This is a genomic window from Psychrobacter proteolyticus (genome assembly GCF_003350005.1).
Taxonomy (GTDB): domain Bacteria; phylum Pseudomonadota; class Gammaproteobacteria; order Pseudomonadales; family Moraxellaceae; genus Psychrobacter; species Psychrobacter proteolyticus.
In genome coordinates, this window is the sequence record NZ_QLKS01000006.1 from 81,684 (window position 1) to 99,236 (window position 17,553).

General features: G+C 42.1%; 17 protein-coding genes. 4 read left to right on the plus strand and 13 right to left on the minus strand.

The annotated features are described in order from the left end of the window. Window positions 1-327 precede the first annotated feature (327 nt). Entirely contained in the window at window positions 328-1,806 is a 1,479-nt protein-coding gene (locus DXK30_RS11470) for an ATP-binding protein (RefSeq protein ID WP_114701794.1), read from the plus strand. Between the two features lie 38 nt (window positions 1,807-1,844). Here DXK30_RS11470 and DXK30_RS11475 read toward each other — a convergent pair whose 3' ends face one another. The 13 genes from DXK30_RS11475 to DXK30_RS11535 form a co-directional block, all read right to left on the minus strand. Then, entirely contained in the window at window positions 1,845-2,024 is a 180-nt protein-coding gene (locus DXK30_RS11475; protein WP_114701795.1) for a hypothetical protein, read from the minus strand. Between the two features lie 203 nt (window positions 2,025-2,227). Further along, on the minus strand, window positions 2,228-3,925 hold the full coding sequence (locus tag DXK30_RS11480) for an ATP-binding protein (RefSeq protein ID WP_114701796.1): 1,698 nt from the start codon (window positions 3,923-3,925) through the stop codon (window positions 2,228-2,230). Window positions 3,926-4,254: 329 nt separating this feature from the next. Then, window positions 4,255-4,971 (minus strand): response regulator, encoded by a 717-nt coding sequence (locus tag DXK30_RS11485; RefSeq protein ID WP_057761994.1) that lies wholly within the window; start codon window positions 4,969-4,971, stop codon window positions 4,255-4,257. Between the two features lie 600 nt (window positions 4,972-5,571). Continuing rightward, window positions 5,572-5,988, minus strand: coding sequence for a F0F1 ATP synthase subunit epsilon (locus DXK30_RS11490; protein WP_114701797.1), 417 nt, complete (start codon window positions 5,986-5,988; stop codon window positions 5,572-5,574). 114 nt (window positions 5,989-6,102) lie between these two features. Then, complete coding sequence (atpD, locus tag DXK30_RS11495) at window positions 6,103-7,536, minus strand: F0F1 ATP synthase subunit beta (protein ID WP_114701798.1); 1,434 nt, start codon at window positions 7,534-7,536, stop codon at window positions 6,103-6,105. Window positions 7,537-7,574: 38 nt separating this feature from the next. After that, on the minus strand, window positions 7,575-8,456 hold the full coding sequence (gene atpG, locus DXK30_RS11500) for a F0F1 ATP synthase subunit gamma (RefSeq protein ID WP_102093132.1): 882 nt from the start codon (window positions 8,454-8,456) through the stop codon (window positions 7,575-7,577). 216 nt (window positions 8,457-8,672) lie between these two features. Then, complete coding sequence (gene atpA / locus DXK30_RS11505; protein WP_057762002.1) at window positions 8,673-10,217, minus strand: F0F1 ATP synthase subunit alpha; 1,545 nt, start codon at window positions 10,215-10,217, stop codon at window positions 8,673-8,675. Between the two features lie 93 nt (window positions 10,218-10,310). Further along, window positions 10,311-10,934 (minus strand): F0F1 ATP synthase subunit delta, encoded by a 624-nt coding sequence (locus DXK30_RS11510; RefSeq protein WP_114701799.1) that lies wholly within the window; start codon window positions 10,932-10,934, stop codon window positions 10,311-10,313. Window positions 10,935-10,947: 13 nt separating this feature from the next. Then, a complete protein-coding gene (locus DXK30_RS11515) occupies window positions 10,948-11,418 on the minus strand; it encodes a F0F1 ATP synthase subunit B (RefSeq protein WP_101205956.1) in 471 nt (156 codons plus the stop codon). Between the two features lie 117 nt (window positions 11,419-11,535). After that, complete coding sequence (atpE, locus tag DXK30_RS11520) at window positions 11,536-11,784, minus strand: F0F1 ATP synthase subunit C (RefSeq protein WP_010197960.1); 249 nt, start codon at window positions 11,782-11,784, stop codon at window positions 11,536-11,538. A gap of 33 nt (window positions 11,785-11,817) precedes the next feature. Beyond that, window positions 11,818-12,684: a F0F1 ATP synthase subunit A gene (atpB, locus tag DXK30_RS11525; RefSeq protein WP_101205957.1), complete on the minus strand. Its 867-nt coding sequence runs from the start codon at window positions 12,682-12,684 to the stop codon at window positions 11,818-11,820. A gap of 676 nt (window positions 12,685-13,360) precedes the next feature. After that, window positions 13,361-13,759: an ATP synthase subunit I gene (locus DXK30_RS11530; RefSeq protein WP_057762011.1), complete on the minus strand. Its 399-nt coding sequence runs from the start codon at window positions 13,757-13,759 to the stop codon at window positions 13,361-13,363. Window positions 13,760-14,035: 276 nt separating this feature from the next. After that, window positions 14,036-14,929 (minus strand): metal ABC transporter substrate-binding protein, encoded by an 894-nt coding sequence (locus tag DXK30_RS11535; protein WP_114701800.1) that lies wholly within the window; start codon window positions 14,927-14,929, stop codon window positions 14,036-14,038. A 198-nt stretch (window positions 14,930-15,127) separates the two neighbouring features. Between DXK30_RS11535 and DXK30_RS11540 the strand changes: the two genes are divergently transcribed. The 3 genes from DXK30_RS11540 (at window position 15,128) to DXK30_RS11550 (ending at window position 17,484) form a co-directional block, all read left to right on the plus strand. After that, window positions 15,128-15,706 carry a Fur family transcriptional regulator gene (locus tag DXK30_RS11540; RefSeq protein ID WP_114701801.1) on the plus strand — a complete coding sequence of 193 codons (579 nt, stop codon included), beginning with the start codon at window positions 15,128-15,130 and terminating at the stop codon, window positions 15,704-15,706. Between the two features lie 72 nt (window positions 15,707-15,778). Further along, a complete protein-coding gene (locus DXK30_RS11545) occupies window positions 15,779-16,576 on the plus strand; it encodes a metal ABC transporter ATP-binding protein (protein ID WP_114701825.1) in 798 nt (265 codons plus the stop codon). A 104-nt stretch (window positions 16,577-16,680) separates the two neighbouring features. Then, window positions 16,681-17,484: a metal ABC transporter permease gene (locus DXK30_RS11550; RefSeq protein WP_114701802.1), complete on the plus strand. Its 804-nt coding sequence runs from the start codon at window positions 16,681-16,683 to the stop codon at window positions 17,482-17,484. Window positions 17,485-17,553: the final 69 nt, after the last annotated feature.

The window sequence follows — 17,553 nt, forward strand, 5'->3', positions numbered from 1 at the left end:
ACAATAGCTTAAATGTCGACCTAAGTAAAATATAACTGATGATAATTGCGCATTTTTAAAGTTTTTCTTTAGATTCTGTAGCTTACTATCGCTCTCTTTGAAAAATAGACAATTGCTAAAAACACTTATCCTCAAGCTTAACTTTATTTCTATTCTTACAGTTATGTGGCTCAATCATCGATTGCATACTGTATCAGTACTATTTATTGATTATGCTATTCTATGATATACCACCATTAATTAACGCATTTACTAGCCTTAAGACGTCTACATTTAGAAAACTACACCTATATCACAATAACTTTTCTTTTACTCTGTTGGACACATATGATCTCTCCGAACCCAAAGCCGCGTCGTAAAGGTTGGCTGCCACGCTCTTACTCCAACACTTGGCTAACGACCTTGATGGTTGCCTTTATCGTGCTTATCAGTGTGAGCTTATCGATTTTGTTCTTTTGGCGCAGTCTGTATCTGCCAGAGCTAAAAAACCATGCGCGTTATTTGACGAGTGAGTTGCAGCTGATCAATAGTGCCAACAAAGACTGGCAAGGTCGTCCTGAAGTACGCCAATGGATTTACCAGCACTCTCATGTCGTCGTGGTAAATAACCCTAGTGACTTTCCGGAAGTCGCTGACAAACCATTCGTAAGCTTTTTTACGGATGTATTACAACGTGAAATCGGTGCACAGCTCGGTCGCCCTGTAGAAGTTTATTTTAAATTTAAGCCAACACCCCAGCTATGGGTACAAGATAGCCGTGATAGCAGTTTTTGGATACGTGAGCCTGTGGTCTATTATTCACAATATAGCCCAACGTTATTAGTCCTATTCTTGATTGGACTGCCTATCCTATCGCTGCTAACGATTGTTCTATTAGCCCGTCAGTTAAATCGTCCTCTACGCTACTTACAGCGCGCAGCTACTAATTATATTCGTCTTGGTCATGCAACTACACTGCCAACTCAAAAAGGCCCCACAGAAATACGTCAGGTTAATATGGCGTTTAATCGACTGTTTACGACATTAAATCAAGCTCAGAAAGAGCGAACGATTATGCTCGCCGGTATCTCACACGATCTGCGCACACCGCTGACTCGTATGCGTTTAACCGCAGAGATGCTACCAGATGACTTTTTCCGTGAAGGGCTCATTTACGATATTGAGGATATGGATGCTATTTTGGAGCAATTCATCTCATTTATGAAAGATGGCTCTGATGAGCCAGTCAGTCTGACCAATTTAGACATCATATTCAACGAAATCATGGTCCAGTTTGCCCCCATGAAGTTTGTATATGAATCAGAATGCGACAAGGTCGTTCCCGTACGTCCACTATCCATCAAACGTCTAATTATTAACTTGGTCAATAATGCCAATCGTTATGGAAAACCACCTATTTATTTATCGGCAACGGTCGTACCGACATTTATAGACACTGTGGAAGACGAAGATACGGATGTGGTCAGCGAAAATGTGGTGAACAAAGAAGCACAAGAACAATTAGTAATTTGTGTGCGTGATTGCGGTGATGGCGTCGCTGACGATCAATTAGAGCGTATTATGCAACCGTTTGAACGTGGAGAGACAGCACGGACTACTCAAGGTAGCGGACTAGGTCTTGCGATTGTTGATCGCATTGCACGATTACATCACGGTACTGTTGAAGCCATCAATCACCCTGAAGGTGGGCTACAAGTATGCGTACGTATTCCCCTACTCTCCAAAGTCGCTGGAGATACTACATTGGCGGCTGACGTAGAAGAGGTATCTGAGGTAGATAGGACAACAGTGCCAAATTCAAAATAGCGATGAGACTTTAATCTGAATAAGCAAAGAGGTCAAAATTAGTCTTTGCTACCAATAGCCGGTGGAATATACTCAGCACTATTTGTGAAATCCAATGGCTGGGTAATCTCTTTCTGAGCTATTTTTAGCGTTTGTGTCGTTGACGGCTGTTTCAAAAATAAATAATAGCCTAGCGTGATCGCATTCAACACTACCAAACCACCAAATAAATATGGCATCCTATGCCCTCCTATGACATTGTCCAACTGTCTTAAAATAGCGACAAGCCCGTCACCTAGCTATAAAGCTCTATCGTGTTATACCATTAAGATGACGCTGATTATCTTTAGCAACATGACTAATAATTATGGCCCAGTCTGATGATTTAGTCTGATGATTTAGTCTGATGATTTAGTCTGATAGCTTAGTCCTATAACTTGGTCTAATCTGACAACTTAGTATCGAAGTCGCGCTCGCTTTTCTCTTGCGTCAATTCATCAGCAGCAAGAATTTGTGTCAATGGTTTGATAGGCCATGTCATCACAAACCTTGCACCGCCTAACTCACGACTCTCATCTACCTTCATACTACCATTAAACCAAAAGGCAATGCGCGATACAATAGACAAGCCTAAACCATAGCCACCTGATGCGCGTGTACGGCTGTCATCTAAGCGTGAAAATGGAATAAATACTTTTTCGCGATCCGCTTCAGGAATACCATGTCCATCATCCTCGACACTGACGAAGGCATTGCCTTTTTTGACACCAGCACTAATGATAATGGTTGTTTCTGCATAGCGTAACGCATTACCTGCAAGATTCTGAATCACACGGTGTAAGTAGCGTCTATCCGCAACTGCTGTGACTTTTGCATTTGGTAAACTGGTTACTATTTTGATAGGCTTGCCTAGCGCATTGGTTTCGCGCTCGATCTGCTCTAACAGCTCCCTCAGATTTACTGGCTCTAAATCTAACTTTGGTGACCCTTCCTCAAGCTTAGCATAGGTCAAAATCTCATCAATCAAACCATTAAGCGACTCAATATCTTCATCAATATAGTCTCGCTGCATAAAGCGTGAATCTTCGTCATCCGTATCAGCAAGCATATCTACCGCAAATCGAATACGAGCCACTGGCGTACGAAGCTCATGTGATACCGCTCGGGTAAGCTCTCGCTGTGATTCAATCAAACGCTTAATGTGTGAAGTCATGGCATTAAACGTCGCTGACAAACGCGCTATTTCATCTTGACCAATTACTTGTACCTGAATATCAAGGTTACCTTGACTAACCTCGTTAACACCTACCTGAATCAATTGTAGCTTACGCTCAAGTGGGAAGATGAGCGCATACACACCTAAGCTAATTAAGAACATACTGATAAGAATCATACTGATAATTAAGTTGAGCGGGAACCAATTAAATAAAGGTATAGGCCCAATTAAAATTGCCATATCATTGATTTCAGATGGCACCACTACCCTAATAGCAGAGTTACTCGTACTACTATTAGTATCTTGCAATGATATGACAACTTCATCACGGCGCAAGCGAGCCATCTGATCTGAATCCAACTCAAGTGTATTGACCGCCTTAAAAGCTAAAGGAAAAGAAAACTTTTTTTCCAGTTCTGCCAAACGTGCACGCTTGTCCGACAGGGTCATATGATAAGACAAGTCATCTAACAGAAATACCGCGATTGCCCGTACTTGCTGCTCCGTAACCTGCGATACTCTCGCTGTTAGAACATTCTTATTATCAGGCAAACGATAATAAACATCTGCATACACAGGCTGGTTGAAATAACGTACAACGGTACTATCATTTTTGAAGCGGCGCAGTTCACTAGCACTAAAGTCTACTTCATCAATAGGCACGACTTTAAAAGTAGTACCAAATAAACTACTCGCATCTGACAACCAGTATTCACGCTCTTCTTCACTATTTTGATGGGAGATCCCCTCACTCACCAAATGAAACGCACCCATTGCCATATTTTCACGATAGGACTGCACACGCTCCTTATTGATGGTATCCATCAATAACTGCGCAAACAGCGCCACACACAAGCAGACTATAAGTAGCCCAGCATAGATACGAACAAAAATACTGTGTTTTAAAGAAGAGACTAATGACATACGTGCCGTGACCAACTTAATAAATAGAGATTGCTAATATCATCAAACATATAGATAGTGCTATGTGTTTGATGATATCGAACATGATCGAATAGAGATAGACTTTAACTTTGACTTTTAACTACCGCATTATAATTCCTATGCAGCAGTCATCCAAAGACTTATATATATTACTATATTTAGCCAGCGTCTATAATAATGGGTTAATTAAACCACATAACACTACATTTAAGTTTAAAAATTAAAATTTAGCCACAAAAAAACCAGCATCGTTGCTGGTTTTTTCTGAATAGCGTTTGGTAATTAATCAATATACAGAAGCAACAATATTAGTTGCCTTCTTTTACGAATAGATAGCCTTTACTACGTACGGTCTTAATACGTTTTGGATTTTCTGGATCATCACCGATTTTTGGACGAATACGTGAGATACGTACGTCAATTGAACGATCTTGACCATCATATTCAATACCGCGTAGACGCTCAAAGATATCCTCACGAGATAGAATACGACCTGCATTAGAAGCAAGCAACCATAGTAAATCATATTCAGCACTGGTGAAATCAACCAACTCATCACCTAGGTTAACTGAACGACCACCGTTATCAATTACTAACTCGCCAAACTCTAGACGTTGTGGCACATCTTCTGATGGTGCATTTTCTGAGCGGCGCAGTAGCGCACGAATACGGGCAAGCAATACACGTGGCTGAGCAGGCTTGGCAACATAATCGTCAGCACCCATCTCAAGACCCAATACCTGATCCATGTCTTCAGTACGGGCAGTCAACATCAAAATTGGATTTTGATAATGCGGGCGTACTTCACGGCATACGGTCAGACCATCACTACCAGGTAGCATGACATCCAGTACAACCATATCTGGTTGCTCATTGACGATACGGCGAATAGCGCGATTACCATCAGTTTCAATTGCCACTTCTAAACCATTTTTGACCAAGTAATCTTGAGTCAACATGGCCAGGCGCTCATCATCTTCAACAATCAAGATTCGGGGGGTGTTGTCTTCTTCATTCGTTGTCATTGTTATATCCTCTAATACATCTAATTTAAAAGCAGTAAAAGTAAGAGCGGTAAAATTAATAGCACCATATAGCGGCACAATTGATGTTCGTATAGCTGTTACAAACTTGGTAGCACAGTATACTATTAAATTATCAGCTTCCTATACTATAGCTGATAGTCGGTAACAAAACCTATAAACTACCCCTATCAAAACTTTAGTTTGCGTCCAGAAATTATGCCAATTACTTCGTTAGTACATAGCAATTTCTATTATCTACCGTTTTCTAATTACCCAAACCATCGAGCCAACATTATCGCGTACAGTTACTGCTCGTTACTTATAATACGTTATGTCTAATATAACCATATATTACCGTTGTCGCCAGTGTCTTTTTAAGAAAATTCCAATGGACGATGATTCATTGATAATAAAAGATTTTTCCTGAGAATGGATTCAACTGCCATAAGTAATAGCCAAGTAATAACCATGTGTATTTACCGCAGAACAGTTAATCTCATAATGAATAGACATAAAAAAACAGCCCATATAATGGACTGTTTTTTTATCATTACTTCTAGCAATAATTTTAAATAATTATTTAAAGCTATCAGTAATAAACTATGCGCGGTTTTTGTACTTACGGATAGTCTGTAATTGTCCTACTGACTCTGCAAGTGAGGCCAAAGCTGCATTGGTTTGTAGCGTATCAGACTGGTTAACTAGCATTTGCTCAGCTTTTCTACGTGCTTCGACGATTTTGCTTTCGTCAAGATTGTGTGCACGCATGGCTGTATCAGCCAATACCGTAACCATTTTTGGTTGTACTTCTAGTACACCACCTGAGACGTAAATTACTTCTTCTTCACCGTTTGGTGTTTGCACTCGCATTGCACCTGGCTTTAGCAAAGTAATAAGCGGTGTGTGACCTGGCAATACACCAATCTCGCCTTCGGTACCAGTAGCTATTAACATGCTAATTTCGCCTGAATACAACTCTTCACGAGCACTTACGACGCGACATTGTAACGTTGCCATACTTAATTCCTTACCATCAAAGCGCGATCAAAAAACAGTAAAACTGCGATGCGTTACTGAAGAGTAGATATAAGGTTTATATTATATCTACTCGTTAGCTTATGCTCATACAACTTACGCTGACTTAGACTTCATTTTTTCAGCTTTAGCGACTACTTCATCGATGCTACCAGCCATGTAGAATGCCTGCTCTGGTAGATCATCATATTCACCGGCAATAATTGCTTTAAAGCTAGCAATGGTATCGCGTAGTGGTACGTATTTACCAGGTGCACCAGTGAAGACTTCGGCTACGTGGAATGGCTGAGACAAGAAGCGCTGGATCTTACGAGCACGATAAACAACCAGTTTATCTTCTTCTGATAACTCATCCATACCCAAGATAGCGATGATGTCTTTTAGCTCTTTATAACGCTGTAGAATTTCCTGAACACCACGAGCAACATTGTAATGCTCTTCGCCGATTACTTGTGGATCTAGCTGACGTGATGTTGAATCCAATGGATCAACCGCAGGATAGATACCTTGTGATGCGATATCACGGCTTAGTACAACTGTTGCATCCAAGTGAGCAAACGTTGTAGCAGGTGATGGATCGGTTAAATCATCCGCAGGTACGTATACCGCCTGAACTGAAGTAATAGAGCCTGACTGAGTTGACGTAATACGTTCTTGTAGTAAGCCCATCTCTTCAGCTAGTGTTGGCTGATAACCAACCGCTGACGGCATACGACCAAGTAGTGCTGATACTTCTGTACCCGCTAGTGTATAGCGGTAGATGTTATCAACAAACAATAGTACGTCACGACCTTTGCCAGTAACAGGATCTTTGGTATCACGGAAGTACTCAGCCATAGTCAAACCAGACAGTGCAACACGTAAACGGTTACCCGGTGGCTCATTCATCTGGCCATATACCATTGCTACTTTAGACTTACTAAAGTCTTCAGTGTTTACAACGCCAGCTTCCTGCATTTCGTGATAGAAATCGTTACCTTCACGAGTACGCTCACCAACACCAGCAAACACTGACAAACCTTCGTGCTTTAGAGCGATGTTGTTGATCAGCTCCATCATGTTAACGGTTTTACCAACACCAGCACCACCGAACAGACCAACTTTACCACCTTTAGCGAACGGGCAAAGTAGATCGATAACTTTGATACCAGTCTCTAGTAGCTCAGTGCTGTTTGACTGATCCGCGTAGCTTGGCGCTTCACGGTGGATAGACCATTTTTCGTCAGCAACAACAGGACCTTCTTCATCGATAGGACGACCAAGAACATCCATGATGCGACCTAGCGTACCAGTACCTACAGGCACAGAAATAGGTGCACCAGTATTAGTAACAGGTAGGTTACGCTTTAAACCTTCGGTTGAACCCATTGCAATAGTACGTACAATACCGTCACCTAGCTGTTGCTGTACTTCTAGGGTAGTTTCGGTACCGTCTACTTGCAAGGCATCAAAAATTTGAGGAACTTCATTACGGTTGAACTCAACGTCAAGAACCGCGCCAATAATCTGTACAATACGACCGCTACTCATTGCGTTCTCCTTGAACTTCTATATATAGGTGTAGTCAATTATGAAACAGCAGCAGCACCGCCAACGATTTCCGAGATTTCTCGGGTAATCGCCGCTTGACGCAGCTTGTTATAAACCAACTGTAAATCGTTAATAAGGTCACCAGCATTATCTGTTGCCGCTTTCATCGCAACCATACGTGAAGACTGCTCAGAGGCAATGTTTTCCATTACCGCTTGATAAACAATCGACTCAATATAGCGACCAAGCAATTCATCAATTAACGTCTTGATGTCAGGCTCGTAGATATAATCCCAGCTAAGTTCTGTCTGTAGACCACTGTCTTCATCATCAAATGACTGCTCTGGTAAAGGAACCAACTGATTGACTGTTGGTTTCTGAGTCATGGCATTGACAAATCGGTTATAGACCACATAGATACGGTCAATATTACCGTTACTATAGTCTTCAAGCATTGCTTGAACCGGTGCATTTAATTGCTCAAACGTTGGTTTATCGCCATAATCGGTCACAGCCGATGTAACTTTACCACCAAAGTTTTTAAAGAAACTAACACCTTTGGCACCGATGACTGCAAACTCAGCTTGTACAGACTGATCTTGATAATCTTGGATACTTTTAGTTAGGGCTTTGAATAGGTTAATATTCAAACCACCCGCTAGGCCACGGTCAGAGGTAATGACAATATAGCCAACCTTATTGACTGGACGCGATACCATATACGGATGTTTGTAGTCTGATGAGGCATGCACCAAATGTGAAATAACCCGGCGCATACTATCAGCATACGGGCGACCCACTTCCATGCGCTCTTGCGCACGGCGCATTTTACTTGCCGCTACCATTTGCATAGCACGAGTAATTTTCTGGGTGCTTTTAATACTGGTGACTTTGGCACGTATCTCTTTTAAGCTTGCCATAATGATTCCAATATAAGAGGGTTAAAAAGCATTGGCGCATGCGACAATCATTTGATATACAACATCAATCCTACAGAATAACATTTTATATCTTGTGGCATTACGCGATCTAATACCGATACTGGTTAAAACAGTGGCGCAAATATCTAGTCAGACAACGCGCCACTTTATCAGCTCTAAGCTACAGTTATAACCAATTCGGCTTAACCCGTTAAATTAATAACTGTGATTTTGTTTAAAGGTCTCTAGAGATGACTTTAAACGACCTGCGATATCATCATTGTAGTTCGCAGTGTCATCAATCTCACGCATCAATTCACTTTGCTCATCATGCATATAACGTAGGTACGCTTCTTCGAAAGAACCAATCTTTTCGACAGGTACGTCCGCTAAGAAGCCTTCGTTTGAGGCATAGATAACGGCTGCTTGCTCAGAGATTGACATCGGCTGATACTGCTTCTGCTTCATCAATTCAGTCACACGCTCACCATGATCAAGCTGCTCGCGAGTTGCATCATCAAGATCTGAGGCAAACTGAGCGAATGCTGCTAGTTCACGATACTGAGCTAAAGCGGTACGAATACCACCAGATAGCTTTTTGATGATCTTAGTCTGCGCGGCACCACCAACACGAGATACCGAGATACCAGCGTTTACTGCTGGACGAATACCTGAGGCGAATAAACTAGACTCTAGGAAGATCTGACCATCAGTGATCGAAATCACGTTAGTTGGTACGAACGCAGATACGTCACCAGCTTGTGTTTCAATGATTGGTAGTGCGGTTAAAGAACCAGTTTTACCTTTCACTTCACCGTTAGTGAATTTTTCTACATAATCAGCATTTACACGTGATGCACGCTCAAGTAGACGTGAGTGTAAATAGAATACGTCACCAGGATAAGCTTCGCGACCTGGCGGACGACGTAATAGTAGTGAAATCTGACGATAAGCGACTGCTTGCTTTGATAAGTCATCAAATACAATCAGTGCATCTTCACCACGGTCACGGAAGTATTCGCCCATCGTACAGCCTGAGTACGGTGCGATATACTGAAGTGCTGCAGGCTCTGATGCTGAAGCAACCACAACAGTGGTATATTCTAGTGCGCCAGTTTGCTCAAGCTTACGTACTACGTTAGCGATAGTCGAACGTTTCTGTCCGATAGCCACGTATACACATTTAATGCCTGAAGCTTTCTGTGCGATGATCGCATCGATAGCCATCGCTGTTTTACCAGTCTGACGGTCACCAATGATCAGCTCACGCTGACCACGACCAATTGGAATCATGGTATCAACGGCTTTATAACCAGTCATTACTGGTTGATCTACTGATTGACGGTCGATAACGCCTGGAGCGATCTTTTCGACTTTATCAGTCATCTTGGCATCGATAGGACCTTTGCCATCAATAGGATTACCCAAAGCATCAACAACACGGCCTAACAGCTCAGGACCTACTGGTACTTCAAGAATACGACCAGTACAATAGGCTTTTTGACCTTCTTGCAGCTTTAGGTAATCACCAAGTACTACCGCGCCAACAGAATCACGCTCTAAGTTTAGAGCCATTCCGTAGATTTCGCCTTCAAACTCAATCATTTCGCCGTACATGGCATCTTCAAGACCATGAATCTGCACGATACCGTCAGATACTTTGACAATCGTGCCTTCATTCTTTGCAGTTGCACCCGCATCAAGGTCTTGAATACGCTGCTTAATCAGGTTACTGATTTCCGCTGGATTCAATTGTTGCATTGCCTTGTTTCCTTTAATTTATGATAACCCGCCCACTGACTTAATTGCTCTTATAATCATACAGTCAATATTTGACTGTATTGATGATTGGCATTAGGCAGTTAGCTGTGTTTTTAACTGTTGTAACTTGCCGCGCATCGAATCATCAATGACTTTGTCACCGACTTTGATTGTAGCGCCTGCCAATAGACTTGGATCAACTGATTCGTGAATCACTACACTAGCATTTAGCGAGGCAGCAAGACGCGTTTGTAGCGTTTGACGCTGTTCATCAGTCAATGGGTAGGCAGAGGTCACATATGCGTCAAGCTGCTTTAAGCTTATTGCCTTGTGACGGCGATAATGCTCATAAACTTCAGGAAGCAGCGCCAGACGCTCTTGTTCTGATAACTGTTTAACGAAGTTACTAAGTGCTACTGATACTTTTGGATAGCTTACGTTACTGTCAAGGCTAGTCCCTTGAGCTTCGCTTAATAACTGCTTAAAAGCAGAATCATTAGCGCTAGCTACTTGCGTATCATAAAGATCGACCAAAGCAGCTGACTTATGCTCAGCAGAAACAGCTGGATTGTCTAGCCAAGTACTGAACGACTTGTCATTGACAACAGTGCTAGCAACAAGTAAGAAGTTTTCCCACTCGATGACTGCGCCGTTTTCGTTGGCATAGTCAAACGCGGCTTTAGCGTACGGTCGTGCTAAGGTTGATAAGTCAGCCATTATATCCTCACAATTACAGCTTCGCCGCCAGTTGGTCTAACATACTGGCATGTTTTTGCACATCGACTTTGTCTTGCAAAATCTTCTCTGCACCAAGTACAGCCAGTTCAGCAACTTGGGCACGTAATGATTCACGCGCTTGATTGATTTCTTGATCGATAGATGCTTGCGCTTGTTGACGAATGCGCTCGCCTTCCGCTTGGGCTTGCGACTTTGCATCTTCGACGAGCTGATTGGCACTCTTGTTCGCTTGCTCGATTAGAGCGGCAGCCTTGGTCTTTGCAAGATCAAGTTCCTGCTGGACATTTTGCTCCGCGGTCGCCAAATCTGCTTTTGCTTTTTCTGCGGCATTCAGACCTTCAGCAATTTTACGCTGACGCTCATTGATGGCACCGATAAGTGGTGGCCACACGAATTTCATGCAAAAAATCACAAATATTGCAAAAGCAATGGCTTGACCGACGAGGGTAAAATTGATATTCACGTGATCACCTCTTTGTTAATGAAAAATCAGTTTCATTGATCATGTTTGGTAGTCAAATCTTGACTATATTTAATAGAAAGTCTCCGAATACCAAACATTTACAACTGAGCTTTCGGATTAACCTGCTAGAGGGTTAGCGAACAACAATAGCATAGCAATACCAACACCGATCATCGGAATAGCATCAAGAAGACCTGCTACGATGAACATACGAGTTTGCAATTGTGAGCCAAGCTCTGGTTGACGCGCAACGCCTTCTAAGAATTTTCCACCTAGAATAGCAAAACCAATACCTGTGCCAAGTGCGCCAAGACCGATAAGTAGTGCTACTGCGATAACTGTGTAACCACCTAATACTGGATCCATTGATGTATCCTCATTTACCTATTGAATGTCTAATTAATGTTCAGTTGATGATGCAAGCGACATGTAAACTATCGTCAGCATCATGAATACGAACGCTTGAAGTGTAATAACTAAGATGTGGAAGATAGCCCACGGTACCGATAACGCCCATTGAATCCAAAACGGCATTAGAGCAATCAGTATGAAAATCAATTCCCCAGCATACATGTTGCCGAATAGACGCAAACCAAGTGATACAGGTTTGGCTATTAGAGTAACTGCTTCTAGGATGAAGTTGATGGGAATCAAAATCGCTTGTACGATTGGGTTTTTGGCGCCAAACGGATGCAGTGTTAACTCACCGATAAAGCCGCCCAAACCTTTTTCTTTAATGCTATAAAAGATAATCAGTGCAAAGACAGAGAACGACATGCCAAGCGTGATGTTAGGATCAGTCGTTGGAACAATCTTAAAGAAAACATGATGTGGATCATGGCCCATAGCGGCACCGATTTGCCCAGCAATACCTGGAATGAAATCAACAGGTATTAAATCCATCAAGTTCATCAAAAAGATCCAGACAAAAATGGTCAACGCCAATGGCGCAATCAGTTTTGATGTACCACTGTATGAATCACGAACGTTGTTATCAACAAACTCAACGATCATCTCAACTGCTGCCTGAGTTTTTCCTGGCACGCCTGAAGTGACTTTTTTGGCAACCATCCAAAAGACGGCGCAAAATAAGATACCTAGACCAATCGACCATAGCATAGAATCAAGATGGATAGCGTTAAAGCCCATTGCCCCTGCTTCTTCAGCAGTATGAGCAACTTTCCAACCTTCGCCCGGCAGATAGCCATACGTCCAATTCGTTAAGTGGTGAGAGATATATTCTGATGATGTTTGCTCGGATGCCATAATGTAAGCTTCTTATTAATCAACGATTTAATCAACTACCAAAAATATGGTTGTCATCTGATGAGGTGTAGTATTTATATCTATTTTGCTATTAAGCAGACAAATAAACCGTACTAAATCACTCATGTAACCAACAACATCCAACCCATAGTTCTATTACTAATATGAAATATTTGATAGCGTGAGATAAATTTTAGCTATCAAAAAAGGGCTTATGATAACTCAGTAATAGCCCTTGCATTTTTATACGCAAAATTATTATATATGTGCTTGCCCACTGACCGTTTTTTACGATCGGCGCTTAATGTAGCGCTTACAAGCAAAATATTTAGCCGCCTATATTAATGCAGCGTTGTATTCGTGTAAAGTCAATTGTGATTTTTTTATCCACTGTATGAATAAGTTAGCCACCAGTTTTACTTGTTAATATACCCATTAACCACAATTAAAGAATAGTACTCTAATTATCAGCGATACAGATAGTTGAATAACCCCTACCCTTTCACTGCATACTACGTCTAACATTGAGACTCATAGTGCGGTCTTTACAATCACTGGTGCTATCCTAAGACAGCGTTGTGCTTCGACTTTTCGAACTAGTCATAGAGAAGCTGGACGGCAGGGTGACTTGCCAGTACTATTAATAAACCATCTGTTTAGCGATCATTTATTAGCGCTAGCGTATATGCCACAACATCCAACTGTGACTAATTTGCATTACCATAAAACCGATAAACAGCGCTGGCGCAGATAGGGGTTGTACGGTAATAAAAATTAGTGCAAAACCAAACACGGTCAATAACCATTTTGACATTTGACCCCGATATAGCTGGCTAACGATATGTTGGCGCGCGCGATATCCGGTGTACCAAAAAATAAAAAACGCAAATACTGCTTGAGTGATAAAACTTAGTAGCGCACCAATTGCAGCGCTTTTTGCTATCGTAAGCTCACTATGTAGCCAAATAGTATCTACTAACCAAGCAATGATAATAAGGATAAATAGTATCCATGCTTGTCGTTTAATATAGATGCCAATCTTGTCTTTCTGCGTGCGTTTGGCAGGCTTGGTCATCGGTATTCCTATAGCCCTTACAGCATTGGGACAATATATCATACTTATGATAATTTTATCCGTGAATGACTTACTCTACAGGCATTACCTTTCGGCCAAAATAAAACGCTACTTATTATAGGTAGAGCGTAACTATTAAGCAAGTAAAATATGACTTTTATCAGTCACCTAACGCATTTTGCTAAGATTATTATATTACGTAGTCTGTAATAAATGCTTGAAGCGAAGCTGTACAACCAACTCAAACAATCCTAGCAAATTGCTTTTTTGATTACATTACGAGATACATTGATAGATCTGTTTGGCCATATTCTGCCAACCGCTGATAAAGTCATCGCTACTACTCATATCTTCTGGTTGTACCGTACTCTTCACTGGTTGTAACTTCGCAAGTAAGCCTTTTGCTGGCTCACTTGGACTAACTAAACACATTTGCTTGGCTGGGCGTTGCTCGTTCAACCAACGGAGTTGGCTTGCTTTAGGTGATAGATGATGATCCACGCTAAGGCTACCGACGAGCGTTAAGCTTAAGCTGTCTTCGATATATTGATAAGCATCATGATAAGCCCAATAATGTCGTGTTTTTGAGGCGCTTTGAGTAGAGGTTTGCTCAAATGCAGCAACCTCTTTGTCTAGTTGCTGAGCAAATTTTTTCGCGTTGGCTTGGTATAGATCTTTATATTGTGGATTTGCATGACTATGAATCACAGCCAATGCACGGGTAATGGCTTTAGCATTTTCAGGGTCTAACCAAATATGTGGATCTAGTGTACCGGCGATAGCGTCGCCCTTTACATCACGTAATGGATGACGATTGAATGCATCAAACTCAAATAAAGCAATGGCATTTGGGGCTGTTTTTAAGCTCGCTGCTAGATTATTTTCTAGCGGCTCACCGAACCATACGACGAACTTACTGTCTTTGATTGCTTTGATATCACCTGGGCTGATACTACCATGATGTCCCACCTCCCCCGCTTGCAATAGTCGATTGGCTGATGGCGCGCCTTCTGTTACTGCTTCACTTAACAAGAATAGCGGATAATTACTCACACTGACCGTTGCAGCTTGTGCATTCAGTGTGAAAGACCCTAGAACGATCAGTCCTGTCATTAGCAAGCGCTGTAATGTGATAAGCGAACGTACGGAGTAAGTAAAAACAGCGTTCATAGTAAGCTCTTTTATTGTTAGATAGCATTGTTGGATAACGAACGTATAAGTAATAGTGCCCTGCCCCACTCCTGTAAAAAGATAGATAGACAAGACAATTAACTCAGTTCTTATTTTAGTATGTTATACTATAACAATAAAAAACGCTATCATAAAAAACGTCATGCGATTACCATGCTATTTTTAGGAGCTTGTACCATGTCTATTACTTCATTGATCTGCGAACATTTGCATGATGTGCAAGATCTAACTCCGCATGATGTTCATGAACGCTTAGCAGCAGCTAAAGAGCATTGCCGTGTAAATGGCGCGCGATTTACGCCTTTGCGTCAGCAGATATACCAATTGGTCTTAGAGGCGGATCAGCCGGTCGGCGCTTATGACCTAATCACTCAGTTGCAGCAAATGCGGCTGTCTATACCTGATGACAGCGATACTCAAAAGGTAGCGAGTTCACCAACACTTTCGGTAGACACTAAGACAACCAAAAAACGTGCGCCGAAAAACGTCGCGCCACCGACGGTTTATCGCAGTTTAGAATTCTTACTAAGTGAAGGGTTGATTCATCAGTTAACCTCTATTAATGCTTATGTTCCTTGCTGTCATCCGCGCGCCCAACATACAGCCGCCTTCTTAATTTGCGATCAGTGTCAACGAGTGCAAGAATGCAGCAGCCTGCCCGTTCAGGAAATGATGAGCTTTGCCGAGCAAGATGTAGGGTTTGTGGTTGAGCGTAGTGTCATTGAGCTTAGCGGTCGTTGCCAAGCTTGCCAGTAAGGCTACTGTGGTTCGTGTAAACGTTTTAAGCATGATTCGTCGATTGTCTATTTACCTATGCGTTGTCATATTATGAATACCTCTACCCTACCTTCTAATCAGTCGAATACTGCTGTTGCGAATAGCAGTACTGTGAGTAATGCTGACAAATTATTGAGCTTAAACAATATCAGTTATCATATCGGGCCTCAACGTCTGCTCTCTCATATTGATATCGACATTGCTGTTAACGAGACAGTCAGCCTTATCGGTCCCAATGGCGCTGGTAAGTCAACGTTAGTCAAACTTATCTTAGGTTTGATTGAGTCAACTGATGGCTCTATGACAGCACATCAGCCGCTACAGCTTGGCTACGTACCGCAGCGATTTGCTGTGCCACCGATATTGCCACTACGTGTTTGCGACTTGTTGGCGCAAGCAGATAAGAAGCGTTTAACCCCTGAGCAGCGGCAATTTATCTTTGATAACTTATCATTAACCCATTTACTATCACGGCAGATGCTGCATCTATCAGGTGGTGAGACGCAGCGTGTACTATTGGCCAGAGCGCTACTAGACAAACCCAATTTGCTTATTTTAGATGAGCCGATGCAGGGGCTCGATCCTGATACTGAAGTTTGGCTATATCAGTTTATTGATGAGCTGCCTGATTTCTTACGTTGCGCCATGTTGGTGGTGTCTCATGATTTGCATTGGGTCATGAAAGGCAGCCGCCGCGTCATTTGTTTGAATAAGCATATTTGCTGTGAAGGACAACCAAGCGAGCTGGCCATTAGTACTGAATTTCAAAAGCTATTTGGCCATCATTATGAACAGCCATACGTGCATCAGCCCCATGCCTGTGAACACCATGCGCCAAGCGAGATATAGTTTTAATAGACAAAGCTCGAAATCTAGCTCATCAAAGCCAAAGCTATCAAACATATAAATAATACGGCTTTACTCTATTTATAAAATTTTCACGGACATTCATTATGACTGCTTGGTTAGCCATCATTGCGCCTGCTTGGATCGCTGGCAGTATATTAGCGCTATTATCAGCGCCGTTAGGTTGCTTAGTATTATGGCGGCGTATGGCATTCTTCGCCGATGCCTTAGCCCATGGCACGTTGCTAGGTGTAGCCTTGGCTGTATGGTGGCAATTACCAATGGGTATCGGTATTGCATTGATCAGTGTCATGGTCGTGCTGGGCCTGGTCTTAATTGATGATGAGCGTCTGCCAGTGGATGCTGTATTGGCCGTCGTGTCGGTGTCGTTATTGTGCTTAGGCTTGCTGGCTTTGACCCAATTGACTGACCAACAGGCCAATGTGCTCGGGTTTTTATTCGGCAACTTATTAGATCTTGATTGGGCAGATTTACCTTTGCTTGCTGGTAGCGTATTAGCTGGCTTGGGACTGCTTATTTACATTTGGCCTGCGCAAATCAAGCTTGCAACGCATGAAGCATTGGCACGTATTCAAGGTATCAACCCAACACGGCAACGGCTGTTTTTTATGGGTGTGCTGGCAGGGTTCTGTGCGATTGCACTACAGGCGGTTGGCAGTCTATTAATCAGCGGATTATTAGTACTACCTGCACTGACCGCACGTCTATGGTCGGCATCGCCAAAACAAATGGTGATTATAGCGTTGATAATCGCTCAACTGGGTGTAACACTTGGTGTGTGGGGTAGTATTTGGCTAGATATTCAAACAGGTCTTTCTATCGTCTTGATATTAGCTGCTTTATTTTTTACTGCACTCATTTTTTCAAAGTTAATAAAGATAAAACTTTAGTTAGCGTCGTTGTAAATACGTTATAATGAATAAATTATGACTGTTTTTCGCTATCTTTTTGTTCGACTT